This window comes from Natronospirillum operosum (genome assembly GCF_004768465.1).
GTDB classification, from domain to species: domain Bacteria; phylum Pseudomonadota; class Gammaproteobacteria; order Pseudomonadales; family Natronospirillaceae; genus Natronospirillum; species Natronospirillum operosum.
In genome coordinates, this window is the sequence record NZ_SRMF01000005.1 from 147926 (window position 1) to 170938 (window position 23013).

General features: G+C 59.8%; 19 protein-coding genes. 7 read left to right on the forward strand and 12 right to left on the reverse strand.

Annotated features, from left to right (window positions below; genetic code table 11):
• Positions 1 to 30: 30 nt before the first annotated feature.
• From E4656_RS13290 to E4656_RS13310, 5 genes are read right to left on the reverse strand one after another with little or no spacing between them, the layout of a single operon-like run.
• Positions 31 to 1233, reverse strand: coding sequence for a hypothetical protein (locus E4656_RS13290; RefSeq protein WP_135483777.1), 1203 nt, complete (start codon positions 1231 to 1233; stop codon positions 31 to 33).
• Between the two features lie 15 nt (positions 1234 to 1248).
• The gene (locus E4656_RS13295) at positions 1249 to 2919 is read right to left on the reverse strand and encodes a hypothetical protein (RefSeq protein ID WP_135483778.1); all 1671 of its coding nucleotides are present in this window, start codon (positions 2917 to 2919) and stop codon (positions 1249 to 1251) included.
• Entirely contained in the window at positions 2912 to 4315 is a 1404-nt protein-coding gene (locus E4656_RS13300) for a hypothetical protein (RefSeq protein WP_135483779.1), read from the reverse strand. The genes E4656_RS13295 and E4656_RS13300 overlap by 8 nt, the downstream gene beginning before the upstream one ends.
• Positions 4308 to 5009, reverse strand: a complete 702-nt coding sequence (locus E4656_RS13305; RefSeq protein ID WP_135483780.1) for a DUF1266 domain-containing protein — start codon at positions 5007 to 5009, stop codon at positions 4308 to 4310. Before E4656_RS13305 ends, E4656_RS13300 begins: the two co-directional genes overlap by 8 nt.
• Positions 5006 to 7564, reverse strand: a complete 2559-nt coding sequence (locus tag E4656_RS13310) for a tetratricopeptide repeat protein (RefSeq protein WP_135483781.1) — start codon at positions 7562 to 7564, stop codon at positions 5006 to 5008. The genes E4656_RS13305 and E4656_RS13310 overlap by 4 nt, the downstream gene beginning before the upstream one ends.
• A 225-nt stretch (positions 7565 to 7789) precedes the next feature.
• Here E4656_RS13310 and E4656_RS13315 point away from each other — a divergent pair, with 225 nt between their 5' ends.
• Positions 7790 to 8653 carry an AraC family transcriptional regulator gene (locus E4656_RS13315; RefSeq protein ID WP_135483782.1) on the forward strand — a complete coding sequence of 288 codons (864 nt, stop codon included), beginning with the start codon at positions 7790 to 7792 and terminating at the stop codon, positions 8651 to 8653.
• 27 nt (positions 8654 to 8680) lie between these two features.
• Here the strand turns inward: E4656_RS13315 and E4656_RS13320 are convergent, their stop codons facing one another.
• Entirely contained in the window at positions 8681 to 9343 is a 663-nt protein-coding gene (locus tag E4656_RS13320) for a cyclic nucleotide-binding domain-containing protein (protein ID WP_135483783.1), read from the reverse strand.
• Positions 9344 to 9345: 2 nt separating this feature from the next.
• Complete coding sequence (gene dbpA / locus E4656_RS13325; RefSeq protein ID WP_135483784.1) at positions 9346 to 10722, reverse strand: ATP-dependent RNA helicase DbpA; 1377 nt, start codon at positions 10720 to 10722, stop codon at positions 9346 to 9348.
• Positions 10723 to 10906: 184 nt separating this feature from the next.
• Here dbpA and E4656_RS13330 point away from each other — a divergent pair, with 184 nt between their 5' ends.
• Both E4656_RS13330 and E4656_RS13335 read left to right on the forward strand, forming a co-directional pair.
• Positions 10907 to 11938, forward strand: a complete 1032-nt coding sequence (locus E4656_RS13330) for an adenosine deaminase (protein WP_240753988.1) — start codon at positions 10907 to 10909, stop codon at positions 11936 to 11938.
• A gap of 83 nt (positions 11939 to 12021) precedes the next feature.
• A complete protein-coding gene (locus E4656_RS13335) occupies positions 12022 to 13257 on the forward strand; it encodes a bifunctional alpha/beta hydrolase/OsmC family protein (protein ID WP_135483785.1) in 1236 nt (411 codons plus the stop codon).
• Between the two features lie 54 nt (positions 13258 to 13311).
• On the opposite strand, the gene E4656_RS13340 is transcribed toward E4656_RS13335, so the two are convergent.
• The gene (locus E4656_RS13340) at positions 13312 to 14949 is read right to left on the reverse strand and encodes a methyl-accepting chemotaxis protein (RefSeq protein ID WP_135483786.1); all 1638 of its coding nucleotides are present in this window, start codon (positions 14947 to 14949) and stop codon (positions 13312 to 13314) included.
• Positions 14950 to 14981: 32 nt separating this feature from the next.
• The gene (gene fba, locus E4656_RS13345; RefSeq protein ID WP_135483787.1) at positions 14982 to 15992 is read right to left on the reverse strand and encodes a class II fructose-bisphosphate aldolase; all 1011 of its coding nucleotides are present in this window, start codon (positions 15990 to 15992) and stop codon (positions 14982 to 14984) included.
• Between the two features lie 214 nt (positions 15993 to 16206).
• Between fba and E4656_RS13350 the strand changes: the two genes are divergently transcribed.
• Both E4656_RS13350 and rpiB read left to right on the forward strand, forming a co-directional pair.
• A complete protein-coding gene (locus tag E4656_RS13350) occupies positions 16207 to 17196 on the forward strand; it encodes a sugar-binding transcriptional regulator (protein ID WP_135483788.1) in 990 nt (329 codons plus the stop codon).
• Between the two features lie 253 nt (positions 17197 to 17449).
• Positions 17450 to 17917 (forward strand): ribose 5-phosphate isomerase B, encoded by a 468-nt coding sequence (gene rpiB, locus E4656_RS13355; protein WP_135483789.1) that lies wholly within the window; start codon positions 17450 to 17452, stop codon positions 17915 to 17917.
• A 197-nt stretch (positions 17918 to 18114) separates the two neighbouring features.
• Here the strand turns inward: rpiB and E4656_RS13360 are convergent, their stop codons facing one another.
• On the reverse strand, positions 18115 to 18873 hold the full coding sequence (locus E4656_RS13360) for a triose-phosphate isomerase (protein WP_135483790.1): 759 nt from the start codon (positions 18871 to 18873) through the stop codon (positions 18115 to 18117).
• Positions 18809 to 19642, reverse strand: coding sequence for a DeoR/GlpR family DNA-binding transcription regulator (locus E4656_RS13365; RefSeq protein ID WP_135483791.1), 834 nt, complete (start codon positions 19640 to 19642; stop codon positions 18809 to 18811). The genes E4656_RS13360 and E4656_RS13365 overlap by 65 nt, the downstream gene beginning before the upstream one ends.
• Before the next feature lie 164 nt (positions 19643 to 19806).
• Between E4656_RS13365 and tkt the strand changes: the two genes are divergently transcribed.
• Together tkt and E4656_RS13375 are read left to right on the forward strand one after the other, a co-directional pair.
• On the forward strand, positions 19807 to 21837 hold the full coding sequence (tkt, locus tag E4656_RS13370; protein WP_167856061.1) for a transketolase: 2031 nt from the start codon (positions 19807 to 19809) through the stop codon (positions 21835 to 21837).
• On the forward strand, positions 21834 to 22859 hold the full coding sequence (locus E4656_RS13375; protein ID WP_135483792.1) for a class 1 fructose-bisphosphatase: 1026 nt from the start codon (positions 21834 to 21836) through the stop codon (positions 22857 to 22859). Before tkt ends, E4656_RS13375 begins: the two co-directional genes overlap by 4 nt.
• Here E4656_RS13375 and E4656_RS13380 read toward each other — a convergent pair.
• Complete coding sequence (locus tag E4656_RS13380) at positions 22817 to 23011, reverse strand: DUF3329 domain-containing protein (protein WP_135483793.1); 195 nt, start codon at positions 23009 to 23011, stop codon at positions 22817 to 22819. The genes E4656_RS13375 and E4656_RS13380 overlap by 43 nt on opposite strands.
• Positions 23012 to 23013: the final 2 nt, after the last annotated feature.

The following is a 23013-nucleotide window of genomic DNA, read 5'->3' on the forward strand; positions in this document are numbered from 1 at the left end:
CGACACAGAGTGAGTGTCGCCGGTTTGAATTCATTGTTGCGTCTGGCGCGCCAGGTGTGCCGTCCTTGCCGGGCCGAAGCGTGCGAAATGCAGCTCTGCCGGGGTCAGCGGAATCAGCGCCGGGGCAAGAGTGTCGTCGGAGTCGGTGTTTTCCAGGCCGTCTGTGGGCAGGTAGAAACCCTGCTCCCCGGACTGCACAAACAGACCGTCATTCTGCACGGCCCGAACTCTGGGCTGAGACAGCATATTGCCGTCCGGGGTGAGTGGCCGAATCCAGGGCGTCATCTCGCCACTGGTCTCGATGCGCCGCAGGTAGCCCTCGGACCAGGCAAACCACTGCGGGAGCTCGCCGTACCGATAATTGAAATCGCACAGCAGGCCGTGCTCGGTCGCACCGTGGGTGCCGGCGGGTGCGGCCATGCCCTGACGCAGCAGCCAGGGCAGGGCTTCGCCGGTGCCTTCAAAGTCCAGGTCCCGGAGCGGGTGCACACCGACATCGCGTGCTCTCAGGAACCGCTTGCCATGCATGTCATTGGGCCAGAATACGTGCAGGCGAATCGCGGACGGGTTCGACTGACTGCCCGTGGCCACGGGTCGATAGGGCAGGAGGCCAATGCCAATGTCGTTGCGCAGCAGCGGCGGTGTCGCCCCCAGTTGAAGGCGCGGCGGGTGGTCCAGCGGGCTGATTTCCGTGCTGAAACTCTGGCCAATCGGATTGATCGAGTGGTAGCCGTGATACCAGATCTTTTGGCCCTGTCGGCGTTCGCGACCATGGGTATACAGCATCAGGCTGAAGCCTGGTCCTTCCTGCAGGTGTCCGTTGAACAGATGACCGGGCAGGTCGAAGTTGTGAAATATTCTGCCCTCGCTGGCCTTGAGACCGCGCAACTCGGTGCGCCCGTTGCAGCGGAAGACCAGAAAGATCTTGTTGGTCAGGCTGGAAAACTGGACGGCCCGCACGGCACTGTCGGTTTCAACCTGCATCTCGAATTCGGTGGACTGCCGCGGAATGTCCAGCCCGTGAATGCGGCCCAGTCGCTGCACCAGGATGCACTGGTCAGGGGCGGTGAAGAAATAGTGCTCCAGTGGGCCGCTTCTCGGGTCCAGCTCGAGCTGCCAGACGCTGATCGTCTCGCCTTCGTCCCCCAGCGACACAAAGTGCAGCCTGAGCCCGGTCGGGTCCACGATCAGACGATACGGCCAGTCTTCCTGTTTGAGGTCTATCTCCTGCATGCCACTGCCTTGAATTCAGCTGTCATCAGTTGCGCTCGCATCCATGTGCTCTAGATTGTCCTCGTCCGACTCAGCTTCTTCGTCCGGTGTCGGCTCGTAGAAGATCATGCTGCGACGGACACTGCGCGCGACTTCGGCCTGCTGCTCACTGTCCAGACGGGCCAGCTCCCGGTCAAACAGCCGGGTGTGGTTCTGTTCGGCCTGGCTCAGCAGGTCGCGCCAGAAATACACGATGATGCCGGCCCTTGGCTCCGGTGTGCGCACCAGAAACCGGATCAGGGGTTGCAGGCCATCACTGGCATTCAGCCGCAGGAAGCGTACCGGGTGCTGGTACTGCTCCACCCGGGGCTCGTCCGGAATAACCCTGGTACCGTCCGTTCCAAGCAATGCCCAGTAGCCCTGACAGAACACTTCCCAGTCTTCCTCACTGCCGGTCCATTGCGACTTCAGCCGGTACAGGTCAATGCCCGGCATGGGCCAGACCCGGGCCGGCAGTTGCAGACCCCCGGCGGCCAGCCAGTCTCTGATCTGGCGGGCGAACAGGTCCGTGGCCAGGGGCACCAGGGTTTCTGCGTGGTCGGACCAGGCGGGTGCGGTCAGGTCCACGTCCTGCCAGAACAGGCAGAACAGACTGGCCAGTCGGTCCGGCAGCCAGTCGTCTTCAAGTTTGCCTTCCAGCGTCTGCCAGGCATGACCCAGAGCCAGCATGTCCTCCGCGGCCGGCTTGGTGGACTGCCGCATCTGGAACAATGCAAAGGCCTGCACGCTGTGCCTCGGGACCACAGCGCCCGGGCCGTTGCCGAGCAGGTGGCCGGCATCCAGTAACTGGGCGCGCAGCCAGCGCTGTTTGGCCCGGTCCGACAGGACTTCGAGCAGCGGCCACTGGGTATAGCGGACTTTCCAGTCACCCCAGCGATCCCATTGCTTGCCGTCACTGCGTTCTTCTTCCGGCTGAGGGTCGGGCCGGCGCCGACAGTGATCACGCCAGCCGCTGCGCAGCACGTCGAATACGCGTGATTCAAAATGCGGTACGCGCGGGCCAAGTGATTTCACATAGTCCTGCACCTGGCCGGACACACTGCTGCGGTCGTGGCTGAAGCGCTGAATGTAATCCAGGCTGACCTGCACCAGCGACAGGTTGATGATGCGCTGCTCCTGCAGCATGGGCAGTACGGCCTGAGTAATGGGTGCAAACCGGGGATGCATCAGGGACATCTTGCAGTAACGCACCACATCCAGCGCCCGCAGCCCCTGCTGCTGGTAGCCGGCGGTCAGCCAGTCGGCGGCCTGGCTGAAATCGCAGCGCCGCAGGGCCAGGTTGATGAACAGGCAGCGTACCCGGGGCTGATCTTCCGCTCGGGCCTGATCCAGCAGGCGGATATCCAGCGCTATCCAGGCCAGCCGAGGCAGTTCGGACTGCAGCTCGGGGCACAAATGATGGTGCGTCAGGATGAAATCTGTCAGTCCCGGAATGCCCGGTACTATTTCGGTGCGCTCCAGCAGGCGGACCGCTGCCGGCATCAGGGTGGCCGGGTCCACTTCCCTGCGCAGTTGGTGCCACAGGGGGATCAGCGGCGCACTGGCCGGCAGCTCGCTGAAGGCCCGCGCCTTGCTGGCCGCGTCGGGCTGCTCGGCCAGGTGATGCTCTGCCCATTGTTTCGGCGTGCGGGTAAACAGCTCAGTCATGCTGCAGACCTCCCTGTGCCGGTGCCGGTTCTGCGGCCTCCGGTATAGTTAGGCCCATGCGCTCGCTCCAGATGGGCTGGGCCTGCAGAAATTCTGCATGCGCCTGCAGGCTCTGCGGATGGAGCAGTTGCGACTGGCGGTCCTGCAGGGCCTGAACAAGACCGGCTTCGCCGCCCCAGGCGCGCTCCAGGACTTCCCGCAACAACAGGGGATCGGCCTTGCTGATCAGCCCGGGGCGTTCGAATACGCTCCAGAGCAGGTCGCGCACCGGGGTCAGGGCCCCGAGACGCAGCCAGGACAGACGCTGATTCACCGGGCCGGCAGACAAGGCAATCTCCAGCAGTTCGTTCAGGACCCAGCGGCAGGCCCAGGTGGGCAGATGGCCCTGGCCGGCCAGACAGGTCATGATGTCGACGGTATTGATCATGGGCAGATCCAGCCCCGGCTTGCCGTTGACCCCGGGTCGGGTCAGCAGTCTTTCCAGTATGTCAGCCCGAAGCCTGGGCCGACCGGGTGTATACACATGGATCTCGGGCACCACGGCCTGCAGGTTGTGGCTGCCTTCATCCAGGCGTCGCACCATCAGATCCCAGTCCGGTCGATGTCTGTCCGGTTGGTAACCCCGGTGCAGACGAGCCTGTTCTGCCAGATAACCGGGCGGATTGAGATCGGGCAGCATCGGGTCTCGTGGTACCACGGAAGGCAATTGTCGAACCTGGGTATCGATATCCTCGAGGGCGCTGGGTGAGAGGTAATGCAGGCGCCCCATATGCAGCAGATAGCTAGCCCGGGTATGGCGATCCATGGTGCGATGCACATGCGGCAGGCCGGCCAGCAGCAGGCTGTGGTTGTGTGCTGCCAGTGGCAGCCGGTTCAGATACTGGAAGAGCAGCTCGCGCAGGGCGTCATCTTCGGTGGCCAGCAGACTGGGTATATGGGCCCGGAATGCGCTGACTGCCGGGCGGCTTTCGTCGCTCTTCTGCGGGTGCAGCAGGGCCGGACACCGGGTCAGCAGCGACAGCAGGTCTGCCTGGTGTTCTGCGCTCTCGGCTACCTCGAAGGCCACCCAGAGGCCATCAACCAGAGCATCCGTATAGGGTACGGCGGGTTGCAGCAGATTTATGGCATGGTGCCAGGCCTCGGGCTCCAGGCCCCACTGCAGGCTGGCAGTCAGAAGCTGCAGTACCAGTTCATCTGCCGCCGCGATACTGTCGCGGTCGTTCAGTGCCGGCTCGGGCTGCTGCAGACTCAAATGCAGAATATGGCGATTGAGTGTCTGCACCGCAGTCAGTTCATGCCCGTTCACCACAGTCTGCAGTGGCGCCCAGGGGCCCGCCAGCAGGCTGGCCAGTCTGGGCCGGGTCAGGCGATAGCCGGCGGGTTTCTGGTCAGCCACTGACTGCTTCCTCCACGTCCTCGGGGGTATAGGCTTCCCAGGGCAGGCGCACCCAGGGGGAGTCCGGATGCGTCAGCAGGGTGGTCAGATGACTGCGGTAGCGCTGAATGCTTTCGGCGTTGAAGCGCTGGCTGCGGAAGTACTGGGCCCCAATGGCATAGGACATACCGAACTCGGCCCAACTGTTGAACGCCCGGGCGATGCGGTTGCCATTCTCGGTCAGCAGCTTCCAGGCGTCGTCTTCGTCGATGTAACCGACCTGGCAGGCGCTGCGCACTACCCAGGCGCAGCGGCCCAGATGCCAGGCCAGGTCACCGGCGGGCATGCTGCAACCGTATTGCTCGACCATGGTCAGCAGATTCTTGAGGCTGTCAGGCCAGTCACCCTGATGCAGCACCTGATATTCATCACTGCTGTAAGGGTGCCAGCCCTGCATGGCCTGCCAGAGTGGCGGCGCCTGGTGCAGAAATTCCACCGTTTCGGCCAGGGTCTTGGCGTCGGTAACGTCCCAGTCCTGATCCAGGCAGCGTTTGGTGTCGGCACGATCTTCCGGTGTGTCCTCGTCCCGCAGCGGGAACAGCATGTCATGCCGCTGGGCGTTCAGCACCGTCAGCATGGCGGAAGGGGCGAGCAGCCAGAGTTGCGTGTCACTGAGCTTGTCGGAGTTCAGATAGGGGGTCATCCGTTCGTTCATGACAGGGCTCCTTTCGGTGACTCGGTGATCAGGCTGCGCGACTCTTCGACAAAGTCCTCGAATTCGCCCGGGTAGTAGGCCGCATATTCCAGACACAGCCGGTGATAGTGCTCACCGCGTTCCGGGTTATCGAGTGCCATGTGGGCCTTGCCCATTTCACAGCACACCACCAGATGGAAGGGCCCCAGGGTGCGGACTTCCTCCAGGTAGGCATTGCCGGCGCGGATCACCAGTTCGCTGTTGCCGGCCATCCGGGCCGCGTCGAGATATACCCCCAGAAAGCTCTCTGCCCAGTCGGCAAAGGCTTCGGTATCCTTGCCGAACTGGCGGCGTCGGGCTTCCAGAGCGTGCATCTGCCAATGATGGGCCTGTTCGACATCGCCCAGATACAGCAAGGCATCGCCCAGCAATTCACTCTGATTCAGCGTGGACTGTGCATCCGGAGCGGACTCCAGCGCTTCTGTGGTGGGGGCCAGCAACAGGTCCACCACATCCTGGTACAGCCCGAGGGCCAGGTTGCACCTGCCCTTGAGCCGGCGGTACCTGGCCAGCCAGTCCGGGTGCAATTCTGCAGCGTCGAGCTCGCCCAGCAGCATCAGGGCCTGGGCTGGCCTGTTGATCAGGTCATGAATCTCGGCCGTGCAGAGCTGGCAGAACTGGCCCTCCCGGTGCTGGAAGAAATCGTCCGGCCTGGGCCAGCGCTCAAACAGATCCATGGTCCCCTGAACACTTTCCAGGATGTCGGTCCGCTCCGGGTCGTGCCGTTGTTCCATCGACAGTTCGGCCAGTGCATTGACCATCGCGAGCAGATAGCCGCGCATATCGGCCAGGGTGGTGCGGGACATGGCCTGGGTTTCGATCAGCAACTGGTAATACCAGTAGGCTGCAAAGTGCTCGCCCTTGCGCACGTAGGTCAGGGCCATCAGACGCAGTGTGGGCAGGTGGGTGGCTGCCAACTGCCGACAGGAGTCCAGCCGCTCCAGTGCGGTATCGTATTCCTGGAGGTTGAAGCGACACTGGGCCGCCCGAAACAGGCAGTCGAAATAGTCGGCTTCCACTGTCAGCGCCTTGTCGAAGTGATCGACCGCCTTGTTGTGGTTGCCCTTGAGCTGCTGCTGCATGCCGAGGTGATAATTGATCAGGAAGCTGTCGGGAAACTCCAGATAACACTCGAACAGCTTCTTGTGGCGCTCGGCCAGATCTTGCAGTGTCCAGCCGTAGTGCAGGTATTCACGCCACAGGGCCAGCCTGACGGTGGGGTTCTTTGCGGTATCCAGCGCTTGCAGCATCAGGGCTTCGTCGGGCTGCTCCAGATTGACCCGGGCCTGCTGGGCCTGCAGTGCCCACTGCAGCGCCTGCACATCAGGCTCCTCGGCCAGGGCCGCCGGTATCTGCAGCGGCCGATTGAAACTGTTCAGGTCCAGCAGTCTCTGCAGCAGGTCACAGGCGTCTTCAAGCGAGCCTGAGCGGGCCAGGCGCTGCTGGCGCTGTTCCAGTTCCCGCGCCTGACAGACGGCCAGCCAGGTGTCGCACTCGAGATTCAGGGGTTCCCAGCTCTGCAACTGCTGCAGCACCAGTGTGGCCTGCTCGAATTTGTCGCTCGCCAGCAGGGCCCGCCCCAGCCAGAGCAGTGAGCGTCTGTAGTCGGGAGCCTGCACCAGCGCCTCAATGGCGGTAGCACGCGCCACCTCGGGCGGCTGGGTGTGGAAGTCGAAACCGGCGCGCAGAAACCAGAGTTGGCCGTCCTGCGGGAAAAAATGCAGCGCCATTTGGGCGATCTGAGAGAATGCCGCGCGGCCCTGTTCCGCCCCTGCGGGTATGCAGCCATGGAACATCAGCTTGAGGGTGCGTTGCCAGAACAGCAGCGGCTTGTGTTCATGGGGCACCTGATTGATCAGGGCATCAAAGGCTTGCTGCTGCTCTCCCTGCTGCAGGGCCTGACCGGATTGCTGGACCAGTGCCATCAGGGTATCGAACTGCTGCGTGGTCACGTCAAGCGGGCGCAGCAATGTCAATGCGGTTTCGATGCTGGGCACGCCCCGCATCAGCAGCGCCTGGAAGAAATTGCCCTGGGGCCAGTCTTGCAGCGCCTGCTGCCAGTGTTCGGAGGCAAAAAAGGCTTCGCACGGGAGCCGGTCACGAATGAGGCGCAACACGTTCAGGGGCAGGAAGTGGCGCTGTTGCAGGCTCTCCATGACGGCGCCGCACCAGGCTTCGGGTGCGGCTTCTGCCGCCGCAGGGTCGACGGCGGACAGCATTGAATTCCACAGCACCGGGTCGAAACGCGCAGGCAGATGGTCATGCAGCTTGATAAAGCGGGCCGACAGCTCGGCCGGCGTCAGACAGGGGTTGGATATCTGCTGTGCCAGGTCGGGGTCGATGTCCTCCGAGCTGGTCGTTGTGGCTTCCAGCGGTGGCGGCGTGTCGGCACTGCGAAGGCGATCCAGCAGTGAGAGAGCCTGCGGCAGATCATTCTGCCAGTCGAGTTCTGCCAGTTGGTGGCGGGTCTCGGCTAAGGTGGCAGCCCGGTCGGGTGATTCGGGTTTGGCAATCATATACAGTCCTTGATATTCGGCAAATGTCCCTGTCATTGCGCCGGCTAGGGTAGCCGCCTTTTGGTAGGGTGAAAAGGATTACATGGCGTTGAATTGAACTGTGTCACAGTCCGCGCCAGAGGGTGTCTTCAGGAGGGTCGTCTGTGGTTCAAATAGTGGGAAAACTGCCGAATACGCAGGAATTATCAAGTCGGCATTCGTTACCTTTAGGCTGGAGGTCAGCATATGAATCGACGCACAACCCTGAACAGCTATCGTGAGCGCATTCAGCGTGTGGTGGACTATTTGTGGGAAAACCCGGAGCGTGAGTGTACCGCCATGGAATTGGCCGACATTGCGCACTTCTCCCACTGGCATTTTCACCGCATCTACCACGAACTGGCGGGTGAGACGGTCTATCAGACGGTCAGGCGTGTGCGCCTGCATCGTGCCGCCACCCGCCTGCTGCGTACCGACGACAGCATGGAACAGATCGCAGCCAGCGCTCACTATGGCAGTGTGGAAGCCTTTACCCGGGCGTTCGGCGTTGCCTATGGCGTGACGCCGGCCCGGTTCAGGGCTGAGCGGCGCCGGGCCTCCCGACCCAACCAACCATTGCCGCAGAAGAAGGAATACCCCATGGACTACAAAGTGGAAGTGATTGATCTGCCCCGGCTCACACTGGGGACCATAGCGCATCAGGGCGACTACAATGGCATCGGCCAGGTGTTCGACAAACTCTTTGTCGTGGCCCAGACGCACCAACTGATAACGCCGGATACCCGCGCCTTCGGTATCTTCTATGATGACCCCTATACGGTGGAGGAGAGCAACCTGCGTTCGGAAGCGGGCATTACGGTGACCGAGGCCCAGGCCCGGGATGCCGGTCTGACTGTGCGGGAAATCGGCGGTGGCCCGCATGCGGTATTGACCCATGTGGGGTCCTATGCCGAGCTGGACAAACCCTATCAGTGGCTATACGGCGAGTGGCTGCCCACCTCCGGCCATGAAGCCGCCGACAGCGCCCCGTTCGAGGAATACCCCAATGACCCCAGGGAGACCCCGGCCTCGGAATTGATCACCAGGGTCTATCTGCCACTGCAGGGTTAGCCGGGGTGGGGTGGCCACCCCGGCGGCCTATCCGGTTTCAGCCACCGGGTCGCCGTGGCGTGAGAGCTTGTGTGCCATGTCGATGCCGAGAATGTTCTGCATGGCATTTTTCAGATTGGGGTGTTTGAGGTACAGGCGCTCCAGATCTTCCCGTTGCCAGACCAGATACTGTACCGGCTCGGTCGCCACGACATCGGCACTGGTCGGGTTGCCGGTGGCAAAGCTCATTTCGCCAATGAAGTCACCGGGCCCGACGTTGGCCCGGAAAACCCCGTGCTTTCTGACCTCAGCCCGGCCCTGATGGATCAGCATCAGTTGCCCCAGGCGCACGCCGTGCTCGATCAGACGGTCTCCCGGCTGTGCTTCCGCCCACTGGGCTGGTTTGAGTACGCGCAGCATCTCGCGCGGGGTCAGGGTGCGAAAAGTCGAGATATGCAGCTGTTGCTCCGCCTCGGTCATGCGGATGGGCCGCCGTTCCAGCAGCAGTACCGTCAGGTTCACGGTGTTGATCACGATGAACGCCACCTGCCAGCCCATGGCCGAATACAGCGGTTCGGACTGGGCGAAGAAATAGGGCAGGGTCAGACTTGCAGCCAATATGGTGATGGCACGCAGCCAGGCCATGTCCCGAACCACATAAGCCACACAGAACAGCAGATTCGCAACAAAAAACAGACCAAGATAGAACATGATTACAACCTTCTGACCCGCACCGAGCGTCCCTTGATCTTGTCCTGGCTCAGCTTGGCCAGCGCCTGTTTGGCGCTGGCGCGCTGCACCGCAACAAAGGCAGCCTGGTCAAAGAGGGCGATCTTGCCGACGGCCTTGCCGTCAATGCCGCCGTCTCCGGTCAGGGCGCCGAGAATATCGCCCGGGCGGATTTTCTGCTTGCGGCCGGCATCAAGCTGCAGGGTTACCATGGGCGGCTTGGGAATGACGCCCGGCTTCACCTCGGGTACCGTTCGCGGCTCAATAGGTGTGCCGAGATAGGTCTCCAGATCCGCCAGCCGCAGGCGTTCCTTGTCACTGAACAGGGTGCAGGCCTTGCCTGCCTGGTCGGCGCGGCCGGTGCGGCCAATGCGGTGCAGGTGGACTTCAGTATCAAGCGCCATATGGTAGTTGATGACCAGATCCAGTGCCTCGATGTCGATACCGCGGGCGGCCACATCGGTGGCAACCAGAACCGATACACTGCGATTGGCAAAGCGCACCAGCACCTGATCACGCTGTTTCTGCTCCAGATCGCCGTTCAGCGCCACAGCACTGAACCCGGCTGCCTTCAGGGCATCCGCAACGTCACCGGTGGCTTCCCTGGTACGGCAGAACACAAGGGCACTCTCCGGCAGCTCGGCATGCAGCAGTTTCAGCAGGGCCTGCTGTCTGTCGTCTTCATTGGCTACCCAGTAGAAAGCCTGTTCAATGCGCGGCGCGGTCTCTGTCGCGGCAACTCTGGCCATGACCGGCTGCTGCATGACGCGCTGGGCCAGTTGTTCAATGTGTTTCGGGTAAGTGGCACTGAACAGCAGCGTCTGCCGCTGGGCGGGCACATGCTCCAGAATGGCTTCCAGCGAAGGCTGAAAGCCCATGTCCAGCATGCGGTCGGCTTCATCCAGTACCAGCAGGCGCAGATGACCGAGATCGAGCTTGCCCTTGCGCACATGCTCCTCGACCCGTCCCGGTGTGCCCACAATGATGTGCGCGCCATGCTCCAGTGAACCGACCTGGGGGCCGAACGGCATGCCGCCACAAAGGGTCAGCACCTTGACGTTGTGCTGGGTGCGCGCCAGAGTGCGCAGGCTCTTGGTGACCTGATCGGCCAGTTCACGGGTCGGGCACAGTACCAGGGCCTGCACGCGCCAGAAAGACACATCCAGCCGGTTCAGTATGCCCAGCCCGAAGGCGGCCGTCTTGCCGGACCCGGTTTTACCCTGACCAATCACGTCCTTGCCGGCCAGCACCGGAGGCAGGCTGAGTGCCTGAATGGGCGTCATCCGGTGGTAGCCGAGGCTCTCCAGATTCTGCAGCAGTTCGGGCTTGAGGGGTAATTGGGTGAAGTCGGTCGAGGTCAAGAAGGGAACTCCGATTAGTGGTGGCTGCAGGCAGTTGGATATTGACGCTGGTCAGCCCATTCCTTGCCAAAAACGCAGGCTACATTATTCTACATTGGACAGATAGCAGGCCGAGACCCCAATCTGGCCGATGACGATGGAGTCTGGTGCCGTTGAGGTACAGAATTCCTCCCGGAGAAGAACCGTGGAAAGCAACAACAAAGACACCCTGATCAAACTGGCCGAGCGGCTGCCAAAAGCCGAACTGCACCTGCACATAGAAGGCACTCTGGAGCCGGAGCTGATGTTTGCGCTGGCCCGGCGCAACGGCGTACCTCTGCCCTATGACGATGTCGAGGCGGTGCGCGCTGCCTATCAGTTCAGCAACCTGCAGGAGTTTCTGGACCTCTATTATCAGGGCATGTCTGTGCTGCAGACCGAGCAGGATTACTACGACCTCACCATGGCCTACCTGCAGCGGGTGGCGGCCGATAATGTGGTTCATACCGAAATCATGTTCGACCCGCAGGCGCATCTGGAACGCGGCATTGCCTTCGACACCCTGTTTTCCGGTATCGAGCGGGCTCTGCAGGACGGCGAACAGCAACTGGGCATCAGCTACCGCCTGATCATGTCGTTTCTGCGCCATCTGTCGGAAGAGAGTGCCTTTGAAGCACTGAAAACTGCCGAGCCCTGGCTGCACCGGATAGATGCCGTTGGCCTGGATTCGGGCGAACAGGGCAATCCGCCGGACAGGTTCGAGCGCGTGTTTGCCCGCTGCCGGGAACTGGGCCTGAAACTTACCGCCCATGCCGGCGAAGAAGGCCCGCCGGACTATGTCTGGCAAGCCATCAAGGGGCTGCAGGTGGAGCGCATTGACCACGGCAACCGCGCACTGGAAGACGCTGAACTGGTCAAGGCCCTGGCCGACCGGCAATTCACGCTCACCGTCTGCCCCCTGTCGAACCTCAAACTGTGTGTCGTGAATGACCTGAAAGAGCATCCCATGCTCACCATGCTGGAGAGCGGTCTCAATGCCACCGTCAACTCCGATGACCCGGCCTATTTTGGCGGCTACGTGAATGACAACTATCGGGCCCTGATCGAGCACCTGCCGATAACACGGGAGCAGCTCCATACCCTGGTCCGAAACGGCTTTGCCGGGTCATGGTTGTCTGACCGGGAAAAACAACATCACCTGGCCGTGCTCGACAGCATGTTCAATGGGCGGGGCTAAGCCCGACGCATTCGTCCTTTCCTTTACGGAACCTGACCGGCCTGAGATGATCAGAAGCTGGAACCGCACCGGAGTACAGGCTTATGAGTCCGCAGCGCCAGAAACTGACGTTCGAGAATGCACAGGGGCAGGCCCTTTCCGGGTTGCTGGAGCTGCCCGCCGGGCCGGTTCTGGGTTATGCGCTCTTTGCCCACTGCTTTACCTGCGGCAAGGATATTCGATCGGCCTCGCGTATTGCCCGCACTCTGGCCGGGCAGGGCATTGCCACCCTGCGTTTCGACTTTACCGGGCTCGGCAGCAGTGACGGCGACTTCGCCAATACCAACTTCTCCTCCAATGTGGAGGATCTGGTCGCGGCGGCAGACTACCTCAAGGCCCATCATGAGGCACCGACGATGCTGATCGGCCACAGTCTGGGCGGCGCTGCCGTGCTGGCGGCGGCGGCACAGGTGCCCTCGGCAAAAGCCGTGATCACAATAGGCGCTCCCTCGGAACCGGGCCATGTGGCGCACCTGTTCGACGGCGCCCGGGAAGAGATCGAACAGGAAGGCGAGGCCAACGTCAGTCTTGCCGGTCGGCCGTTTCGTATCCGCAGGCAGTTTCTGGAAGACATCGAGGCCCACAACCTGGCCCGGCATATTCGCAACCTGCGCCGCCCACTGCTGATCTTCCATGCGCCCATGGACCAGACGGTATCAATCGACGAAGCCGCTGTGATCTATCAGCACGCCATGCATCCCAAGAGTTTCGTGTCGCTGGATGATGCCGACCACCTGGTGACCCGGGATGCGGATGCCGCCTACATTGCCGATACGCTGGCCGCCTGGGTGAAGCGCTACCTGGAAGTGGACAGCACCCCCGGCGACAGGCCGGTCGTGCAGCAGGGGCATGTGCTGGTGACCGAACAGGACGAGGCCTTCACCCGCCATGTCTATGCCGACGAGCATCACTGGCTGGCCGATGAACCCACCGCCATGGGCGGCAAAAATCTGGGGCCGGACCCCTACGAGCATCTGCTGGCCGCGCTCGGCACCTGCACTTCCATGACCATCCGCATGTATGCCAATCGCAAGCAGTGGCCGGTGGAAGATATTCAGGTATCCCTGACCCACGATCGTGAGCACTGTGCCGACTGCGAAGCCTCCGGCCTGCCCACGGACAGCCAGGGCAGAATAGACGTGATTCGGCGCACGGTGCAGATCAACGCCCCGAAACTGAATGAGGAGCAACACCAGCGCCTGCTGGAAATCGCTGACCGTTGCCCGGTGCACAAGACGCTGACCAACACCATCCGCATCGAGACCAACGTCGGCGCCTGACCGACTGCTCGGTGATCGGCATCATGCTGCACCCGAGAACATCCGATGCACCACTCAGGTGGTGAATCGGGCGACCATTTGGTCCAGCGTGGATGCCAGCTGATTGATGCCGGTACCCGCTTTCAGAGACTGTTTGGCGCCATCGGATGCCTGTTCGGACAGGTCTCGGATGTCAGTCAGATTCTGGTCGATTTCCCGAGTGACCTGGGCCTGCTGTTCTGTCGCACTGGCTACCGATTCGTTGCGCTCACTGGTGCTGGCGGCAAGTTCAGAGATCTCCAATAATGCCGCTTTCGCCTGTTGCGCGACGGACATGGCGTTATCTGATTCCTGCACGCTTGAATTGATGGCTTGAATGACATCGTCAGAGCTGCTCTGGGCGGCGGCAATCAGTGTTTCAACCTGCTGGAGGGATTGTTCGGTTCGATGTGCCAGCGACCTGACTTCATCCGACACCACGGCAAAGCCTCTTCCTGATTCGCCGGCGCGGGCTGCCTCAATAGCGGCATTCAGGGCAAGCAGGTTGGTTTGCCCCGAAATATCTCGAATGACATCAAGGACAGTGGATACTTCCTCCACTCGACTGACCAGATTGTCTGCGTCTCTTGATGCGGTGGAGATCTTTTCGGCGACGGCACCGATGGCCTGTGCCGACTGCTCCACATGTTGGGCCCCGGTGGTGGACAGGCGCTCGGATCGAGCGCTTTCCGTTGCCGTTTCAGCGGCAAGGGCCGCGACATTCGAAACCGCCGTTGACAGCTCGTTCATGGCAGTGGCGGCCTGGGCTATTTTCTCGTTCTGCTCTTCGATGGTTGCGGTTGAATCGGTATTCACACCAGTGAGCTCGCCGGCAGTGTGGCTGAGTTGGTTGGAGGACGTCTTTATCTGGTTCAGAATATCTCTGAGGTTCGACTGCATTTCACCCAGGCCATTGCAGACATCACCCAGTTCATCGTGCCGAACGACCTGAATGGTCTGGTCGAGTTTACCGACACTGATATCCTGCAAAGCGGTCTTGATGTGACCCAGTGGTCTGTTGATGATGCGGGTGAGATAGGTGCTGATGCCGATGGCAAGCAGCAAGGCCATCCCCAGAGTCATGGTCAGTCCAATGATCAGTGAATCGAAGCGTTTGGCTGCCTGGGTGCGCTGGCTCGACGCGAATGCCATCCGCGCCTGTATGAGCTCTGAGGTCAACTCGTTGAGTGTTGCAAACATGCCCTGAATGGGGTCCTGAATGTAATTGGATGCGGTAATCAGGTCACGGTTCAGTATCAGTCTGGTCGCTTCCTGCACGCCATCGGTCAGGTAAACGTCCATTGCACTGCCGATCTCATCAGCCGTTGCTCGTTCACCTGGTGACAGATCGAGCTGACTGATGGTTTCCCAGTGCCCTGATATAGCGGTATTGCGATTTTCCATTCGTTCACGCCGTGCATTGACCTGTTCTTCGGTAAACCGGGTTCGCGGATCCAGAGTCTGGGCTTCAAGCAATTCGATATAACTTTCCTGAATGAGGCTGGAAAAGGTTGCCATTTCAGCCAGCCCGACGACGGACTGACTGTACATGGTTTCGAGGTCGTTGTTACTCATACCCTTGCCCAGAGCACCAACGACACCAATGACGATCATCAAAAGAGATACGACTGAGAATGCGATGTATAAAATGGCCTTGATGCTCATTGTTTTCATTGTGTGCACCTGATGAATTTGTTGTCCGGGCGTTAGTCGTTATATCGTTTAATCATCTCCAACAGAGGAATGGGCTTCAGTTTGGAGGCCTGTCCCGCACTGCCGAAAGCTTCGAACCTGGCTTCACAGACGGATTGCATCGCCTGAATGCTGGCCTTGAGATACTGGCGTGGGTCGAAGGCACTGGGGTTTTCGGCCAGGGATTGTCTGATCGCGGCCGTACTGGCCAGACGAAGGTCCGTATCGACGTTGACCTTACGCACCCCGTGGCGGATGCCCTTGACGATGTCCTCAACCGGCACGCCATAGGTTTCTGGGATCTCGCCGCCAAACTGGTTGATCAATGCCACCAGTTCGGCGGGTACGGAGGACGAACCGTGCATGACCAGGTGGGTATCGGGCAGCTTCTGATGAATTTCCTGAATACGGCCCATGGCCAGTGTCTCGCCCGTGGGTGGCTGCGAGAACTTGTAGGCGCCATGGCTGGTGCCGATCGCCACCGCCAGGGCATCCACCTGGGTGGCATCTACAAAGGCGACCGCTTCATCCACGTCGGTCAGCAACTGCTCCCTGCTGAGACTGTCGTGATCCTGTTCCAGCGAGCCGAGACAGCCGAGCTCACCTTCTACAGAAACACCGCAGGCATGGGCCGCGCGTGTCGCTTCGGCAGTGACGCGAACGTTGTACTCGAAGTCCGCAGGTGTTTTGCCGTCCTCCAGCAGTGAGCCGTCCATCATGACGGAACTGAATCCGGATTGAATGGACCGCAGGCAGACGGCGACACTCGCCCCGTGATCCTGATGCAGACAGATCGGAATGGTGGGGAATTCCGCACTGGCAGCTTCCACCATCTTTTGCAGGAAATTGGGCCCGGCATAACGGCGGGCACCTGCTGATGCCTGCAGTATCACCGGTGAATCCATGCGCCTGGCCGCCTGCATGATGGCCCGCACCTGCTCCAGATTGTTGATGTTGAACGCTGGCATGCCATAGCTGTTCTCAGCGGCATGATCCAGCAGCTGTCTGAGTGTGATTAGCGCCATAATGTCTTAGTCCACTCTGTGCTCGAACTGTTCTCAAGGTATGATCAAATGATCATTCATAGATCAGATGTTAGTTATCACAGGTGCTTAAGTCAATGCCTGAGTCGGAGTGCCTGACTGGCGCTGGGTATCTGTTGATCAGCCCCTGACAAAATGAATATCGCGGCATTGTGCGCTATGCTGTGGCTCGAAATCACGGCTGAGATGAGTCCTCATGAACGACCCCATAAACGATCCTGAAATTGCGCTGATGACCGAGATTGCCAGCCTGTACTACGTGGAGGGAGAGACTCAGGAGGTGATTGCGAAGAAGCTGCACATTTCCAGGATCAAGGTTGGGCGGCTGCTGAAGAAGGCGCATTCCGCAGGCATTGTCGATGTTCGAGTCAGGCACCATCCCTCTGTGAGCGGTGATATTGAATCGAGCCTGGTGAAAAAATTCGGCATAAAGAGAGCCTTGATCGCCCCTGATTTCTCGGATGCTCAAAGTCAGCGTCACGCGGTGGCAGGGTTGGTAGCCGATTACCTGACGCGACGTCTGACCGATAACAAGATTGTGGCAGTGGGCATGGGGCGCAATGTGGGCGCTGTCGCTGACAACGTGTTTTCGCAGCACACCTGCAAAGCCTCATTTGTCTCGGCAATCGGAGGCTCGCTGCGGGCGGGTGAGTACATGAACCCCGACCATATCTGTCGTCGCCTGGCTGCCAAGTTTGGCGGGGAAAGTGAAACCCTTTATGCGCCGGCGCTGGTACAGGATCAGGTGCTGCGAGAAGCCCTGCAGGAAAACCCCACGGTCAAACAGACCCTGGATCGGGCGCGCCGGGCTGACCTGGCTCTGGTCGGTGTCGGAGACATGAGTGAAGACAGCAATATGGTGCGCATGGGCTGGTTTTCGCCGCAGGAAATTGCCGAAGCCCGCCTGGCCGGGACGGTGGGTGATGTGATGGGTTATGACTTCATCGACATACATGGCCGGGAGTCTCAGGCGGCCATGCGAGGGCGCGTCATCGGGCTGGATATCCATGACCTGAGGCGAATTCCGGATGTGGTGGCCATCGCCAGCGAGAATACCAAGGCGTCCGGCATCCTGGGCGCTCTGAGAACGGGTGTTATTGATACGTTGGCAACCAGTACCACCAACGCGATGACAGTGCTGAGCCTGGCGGATGCCACTCAGGGCCCGGGCGAGAACTCGAACTGAACAGGCCTGTGGCAGCCCGCCATAATCTCCCTCTTCTCTCTGGCACGCAATGTGTCTTCTGTGCTGTAACCGCCTTGATCATACGGCTCGAATGTCCTTGTTCATCGTCGACCTGAGGGGTGTCTGCCTGTCAGGCGGTTCATTCTGGATGAACAGTTGATCAGCGGGTGTATATTTGTTGTTTGTGGTGCTACAATTGTTCAGTGTTCGCTCATATGATCGAACAGTTCACCGGCTACATGTGGAGAAGACAATGAACACCAAGCCAACAATCGCGATTGGATGTGATGACGCTGCTGTCGAGATGAAAGAGCAATTGAAGAGCCATTTAACAGGCAGTGGCTTTGAGGTAACTGATTTTGGTGTGCAGGCAGGTGAGAGTGCCCTGTATCCCGATGTGGCCCATGTGCTGGCGACATCGGTAAAAGAAAAGAAACAACAGTTCGGCGTGCTGTGCTGCGGCACCGGTATCGGCATGGCGATGACCGCGAACAAGGTACCTGGTATTCGCGCTGCTCAGGCGCATGACAACTACTCGGCCGAACGGGCACGCAAGAGCAACGATGCGCAGATCATAACCCTGGGAGCTCGGGTGATTGGCATCGAACTGGCGAAAAGTATAGTGGATTCGTTTTTGGCGTCGGACTTTGACAGCCAGAGGTCCGGAGACAAGGTCGAGAGAATTCGCCACTATGAGTCACTGGAACACGGCAAGGCGTGAAGCAGGCGCTGAATCTCAACGGTAGGGCTATGAAGAAGTATCCGGTGGTAGCCCCGATTCGGGGAGCATCAGGTCCAGATTGCTGGTTGGTCCATGGGGGTCATGAACGCTTTGGCGTTGAACGGAAGTGAGGGCGGGTTGCCCTGTACAAGGGTCGCTCCGCCGCTTCGTTCCTGTTTTTCCTGGTGTCTTTCGGGTCACAGTTCTCTCGCGCAACGCTGGAGGATGTCAATGTAGCCTGCGGCCTGCCATGCGGATCGACCAATGAACAGACCGTCGATATGTGTTTCCCGGATCAGGTCGGTGGCATTGTCCGGATTGACGCTGCCGCCATAGAGGCAGGGAACAGGGACTGCCGTGATCTCCTGGGCAAGGGCGCCAATGAACTGATGTTTCTCGTTGGCGTATTGCGGTGTAGCGGGCTTGCCGTGCTCCCCTATGGCCCAGACCGGCTCATAGGCAAACAGGATGGGCGCCTTCATCTGAGTGGCGTCAAGCAGTGACAACGCGCCGCGCACCTGTTGTTCCAGCACCTGATCTGCTCGTCCGGCGTCCTTTTCCTGCTCTGTTTCGCCGACACAGATCAACGGGATCAGGCCGTGGCGAATAGCGGCTTCGGTCTTCCTGCCAATGGCTTCGTCTGTTTCTCCAAAATGTGTGCGCCGTTCCGAGTGCCCGAGCTCTACCATGTCGAGTTGACAGTCCGTGAGCATGGTGGGGGAGATCTCCCCGGTCCAGGCGCCGTGCTCTGCCCAGTGCATGTTTTGCGCACCCACTCGAACCCTGGTTGATTGCAGAGCCGCCTTGACTTGTCTGGCCGAGGTAAATGGGGGAATCACGAACGGGACCAGTCTGTCGTCAACGGGTGCGCTCTTGAGTTGTTCTGTATAGCTAAGTGCCTCCGTGAGGGTCTTGTTCATCTTCCAGCTGGTGCCGATCCAGTATTGTTTCGTCATTGTGTTGGTCCTCGGTGAAATGGAGTCGTACGCCTTCCTGACGGAGGTTCCGGACAGTTTCTGTCGGTAATTGGGGGCTCACAATCACCCCGTCAAACTCGCTCAGATGCGAGAAAACATGCAGGGCGGTTTTGCCGAACTTTTGGTGGTCAACCATCAGATAGGCCTTGCTGGCGGACTCGATCATCTGTCGCTTGACGGCGAGAATTTCCTGGTCCTGGTGATAGGCTGTGGCGTTTGTGATGGCCGACGTTGAAAGCAACGCAATGTCTGCTCTGAGCGTTGAGAGTGCGTTATGAGTCAGTACACCAAAGAAGCCGTTGAACTTCTTGGCATAGCTGCCCCCCAGCGTGATCAATGTAATACCGGGCCTGCCTGACAGCTGTTTTACTATTTCCAGATTGTTCGTGATAACAGTCAGTGGTGTTTTCTTCAGGAGGTAGGGGATGATGGCCAGCGACGTTGAACCATCGTCAATCATCACACTGGTTCCCGGCTCAATGAACTGCGCTGCTTTTTCTGCGATCTCTCTCTTTTCCTCGGTTGCGATTCGAACACGGTAGCGGAAGTCGCTCTCGAACTGGCCGCTGGCTTCGATGGTCGCGCCTCCACGAACCTTTCTCAGCAAACCTTCATCCTCCAGGAAATCAAGATCTCTGTGGATGGTCATTTTCGAGACGGCAAAGGTGTCAGCAAGTTCATCTACAGCTGCTGAACCGTTCTCAATCAGGAATTCAACGATGTCGTCACGGCGGTCTTCGGGTCTCATGGTTCAGCTCCTGTGGCTCAGCTCCTGTGGCTCAGCTCCTGTGGCTCAGCGCGCCCTCAGTTTATAACATTAAATTTATCAAAAGTAACATAAAAATGTTATTTAAGGGATTTTCATGTTAATATTAATTCAGGTCGAGCTTTAACTATAACGGAGAACAGACGATGACCGAATTGATTGATGCCATCGACACCGCGATGAAAGAGCCCACCTTGTTTGAACTGGCGAACTGTATACGCAGCCTGTCTTTTGATGCCGTCGAGCAAGCCAATTCAGGACACCCCGGTGCCCCCATGGGCCTGGCAGATGCTGCAACGGTGCTGTGGACCAGGCATCTGAAGTTTGACCCCAAACAGCCGGATTGGCCGGATCGTGACCGTTTTGTGTTATCCAATGGCCATGCCTCCATGTTGCAGTATGCCTTGCTGCACCTGACCGGTTTCGAGTCAATGCCATTGACCGAATTGCAGAATTTCCGTCAGTGGGGGTCTGTGACTCCGGGTCATCCCGAGTTCGGACATACGCCCGGGGTCGACATAACAACGGGCCCTTTGGGTCAGGGGCTGGCCGGTGCTGTAGGCATGGCCATCGCCGAAAGCTCGTTGAGAGCAAGGTTCGGCGAGGACTTGGTGGATCACCGTACCTGGGTCATCTGTGGTGATGGTTGCCTGATGGAAGGTGTGAGCCAGGAGGCAATATCACTGGCCGGACACCTGAAACTCGACAAGCTGACCGTACTCTATGACGACAATGGCATCTCGATCGATGGGTCTACCGATCTGGCGTTCACGGAAGACGTCGCCGGCAGATTCGTCGCTGCAGGCTGGCATGTCATCCAGTGCGATGGGCATGATCATCAGGCCATCGACGACGCACTTAAGGTGGCCAGGCAGCAAACTGATCGACCCACGCTGATCGCACTGCGCACTGTGATCGGGTTCGGCTCACCGAACAAGTCCGGAACAGCGTCTTCGCACGGCGCGCCGCTGGGCACCGAAGAGCGTGAACTGACGCGACAGTCACTCAATTGGACCCGCAGCGCATTTGACATTCCTGAGGCACTGCTCGACCAGTGGCGACAGTATGGCGGGCGTGGCATCGGCGCGCGCCAGGACTGGGAATCCAGAGTTGCAGCGTCCGATCCTGCGGTTCGGGCTGAGTTTGAACGTCGCATGGCAGGGCGCCTCCCTGAACCATTGACCGCTGCGGTCGCCAGGGCCCGACAGGAGTTGGTTGCCAACCCGGTCAAGGTGGCGACCCGGAAGGCAAGCCAGCAGGCGCTGGATATTCTGGCCGAGCATTGCCCGGAGCTTATTGGGGGGTCTGCCGACCTCTCCGGTTCGAATCTCACTCGCGTCAAGGCGCTGGGGCAGGACTACACCAGTGCGCACCCGGAAGGCCGCTATATCTCGTATGGTGTACGGGAGTTTGGCATGGCGGCCATGATGAATGGCATGGCCGTTCATCGTGGTCTGATTCCGTACGGCGGGACCTTTCTGGTGTTTTCGGATTACGCCCGCAATGCCATTCGGCTGTCCGCCCTGATGAACGTGGGCGTGGTCTACGTCATGACCCATGACAGCATCGGTCTGGGCGAAGACGGACCTACGCACCAGCCGGTTGAGCATCTGGCGAGTTTTCGGGCCATGCCGGGTGTGACGGTGCTCAGGCCAGCCGATGCGGTCGAGACACTGGAGGCCTGGGAGGTCGCGCTGCAGAGTCGTCAGACACCGACCTTGCTGGCCCTGTCCCGGCAGGGTGTGCCGCAACTGCGGTTGCGGGATACGGGGGAGAACCTGACTGCCCGGGGCGGATACATCATCCGTGAATTCGGGGCCAGGCGTGATCTGACCCTGCTGGCAACCGGCACGGAGGTATCCCTGGCGGTGGGCGCTGCCCATCGGCTGCACGAACAGGGTGTGAATGTGGCGGTAGTTTCAATGCCGTCCTGGGAGCTGTTTGAACAGAATCCAGCGGGCTATCGGCACGGTGTGCTGGGTGATGCACCACGCATTGCCATTGAGGCGGCCAGCACATTCGGCTGGACGCGCTATGTAGCCAGCGAAGAGAACGTCATCGGCATGACAACCTTTGGTGCCTCGGCACCGGCGGAGACGCTGTATGAGCAGATGGGCATCACTGAAGAGGCCATCATTGAGCGGGCCAATACTCTGTTGCAGAGCAGTGTGTCATGAGTTCCCTGCTGAAGATGCCGAATGACCGCGAGATCAGCGGCACGGATGTCTGTACTCATCTCGCGGCCGGACTTTCCGAGAGTTCCCGGAATACTGCGCTCATCGAGCTGATTGATGCCATCACCCAGGCGGCAATCCCGTTGGGCAGGCGCCTGGCTCTGGGGCATCTGCCGGGTAATCCGGCAGACGTTGTCGGGGTGAATGACAGCGGCGATCGACAAAAGGCTCTGGACTTCGGAGCCCATCAGCATCTGCTCTCTGCGGTTTCCGCCTGTTCTGTCAGGTCAGTACTGTCCGAAGAGGCCGAGGAGGTGATTGCCATCTCGGCACAGGGGGAGTTCGATCTGGCTATAGACCCCATTGATGGGTCGGGCAGTATCGGCATCGGCGCTCCGCTGGGGCTGCTGTTTGCCATATTCCCGGCGGGGGAGTCTTTCTTGCGTTCAGGCCGGGACACGGTGGCGGCGGGTTACATCTCCTTCGGCCATTCGACCGACCTGGGTGTCAGCGTTGGACGGGGACTGTCCCTGGCCACGCTGGATATGTACAGCAATCGCTTCCGCGTGACCAGGGAGTCAGTCACCTTGCCCAGACAAACCACCATGGTGGCATACAATGCATCCAATATTCGGCACCTGCCGATCGGACTGCAGCAATATCTGGGGGATTTGATTGCGGGCTCCGAGGGGCCCGCCGGCAAGAACTACAATATGCGTTGGCTGGCAGCCGCTGTCGGCGAGCTGCACCGAATCGTGCTTCAGGGCGGTATCTTCATGTATCCCGGTGACTCGCGCCCGGGCTTTGAAAACGGCCACTTGCGGCTGATCTATGAGGCGTTTCCCATTGCCTGGTTGATTGAGCAAGCCGGTGGATTGGCAACCGATGGTCTTGGTTCAATCCTTGATAAAGTGCCGGCAAGTCTGCATGAGAAAACGCCCTTGCTGTTCGGCTCTGCAGAAGAAATTCAGCGCATCAAAGGCTACTTCTTGGACGCACCATCGGCAGGAAACCGCAACAGATAACGCCACAGGATATACGCTACCAGACACAAGGACGCGAACAGCCAGATTTCCGAGCCGAAAACCAGTTCTATGGCTACCCAGACAAGCGCCGTGCCGAGCAGGGTCAGTCGGCGCCAGAGTGGCTTGAAAAACCGAATTTCAGACTCTTTCATCG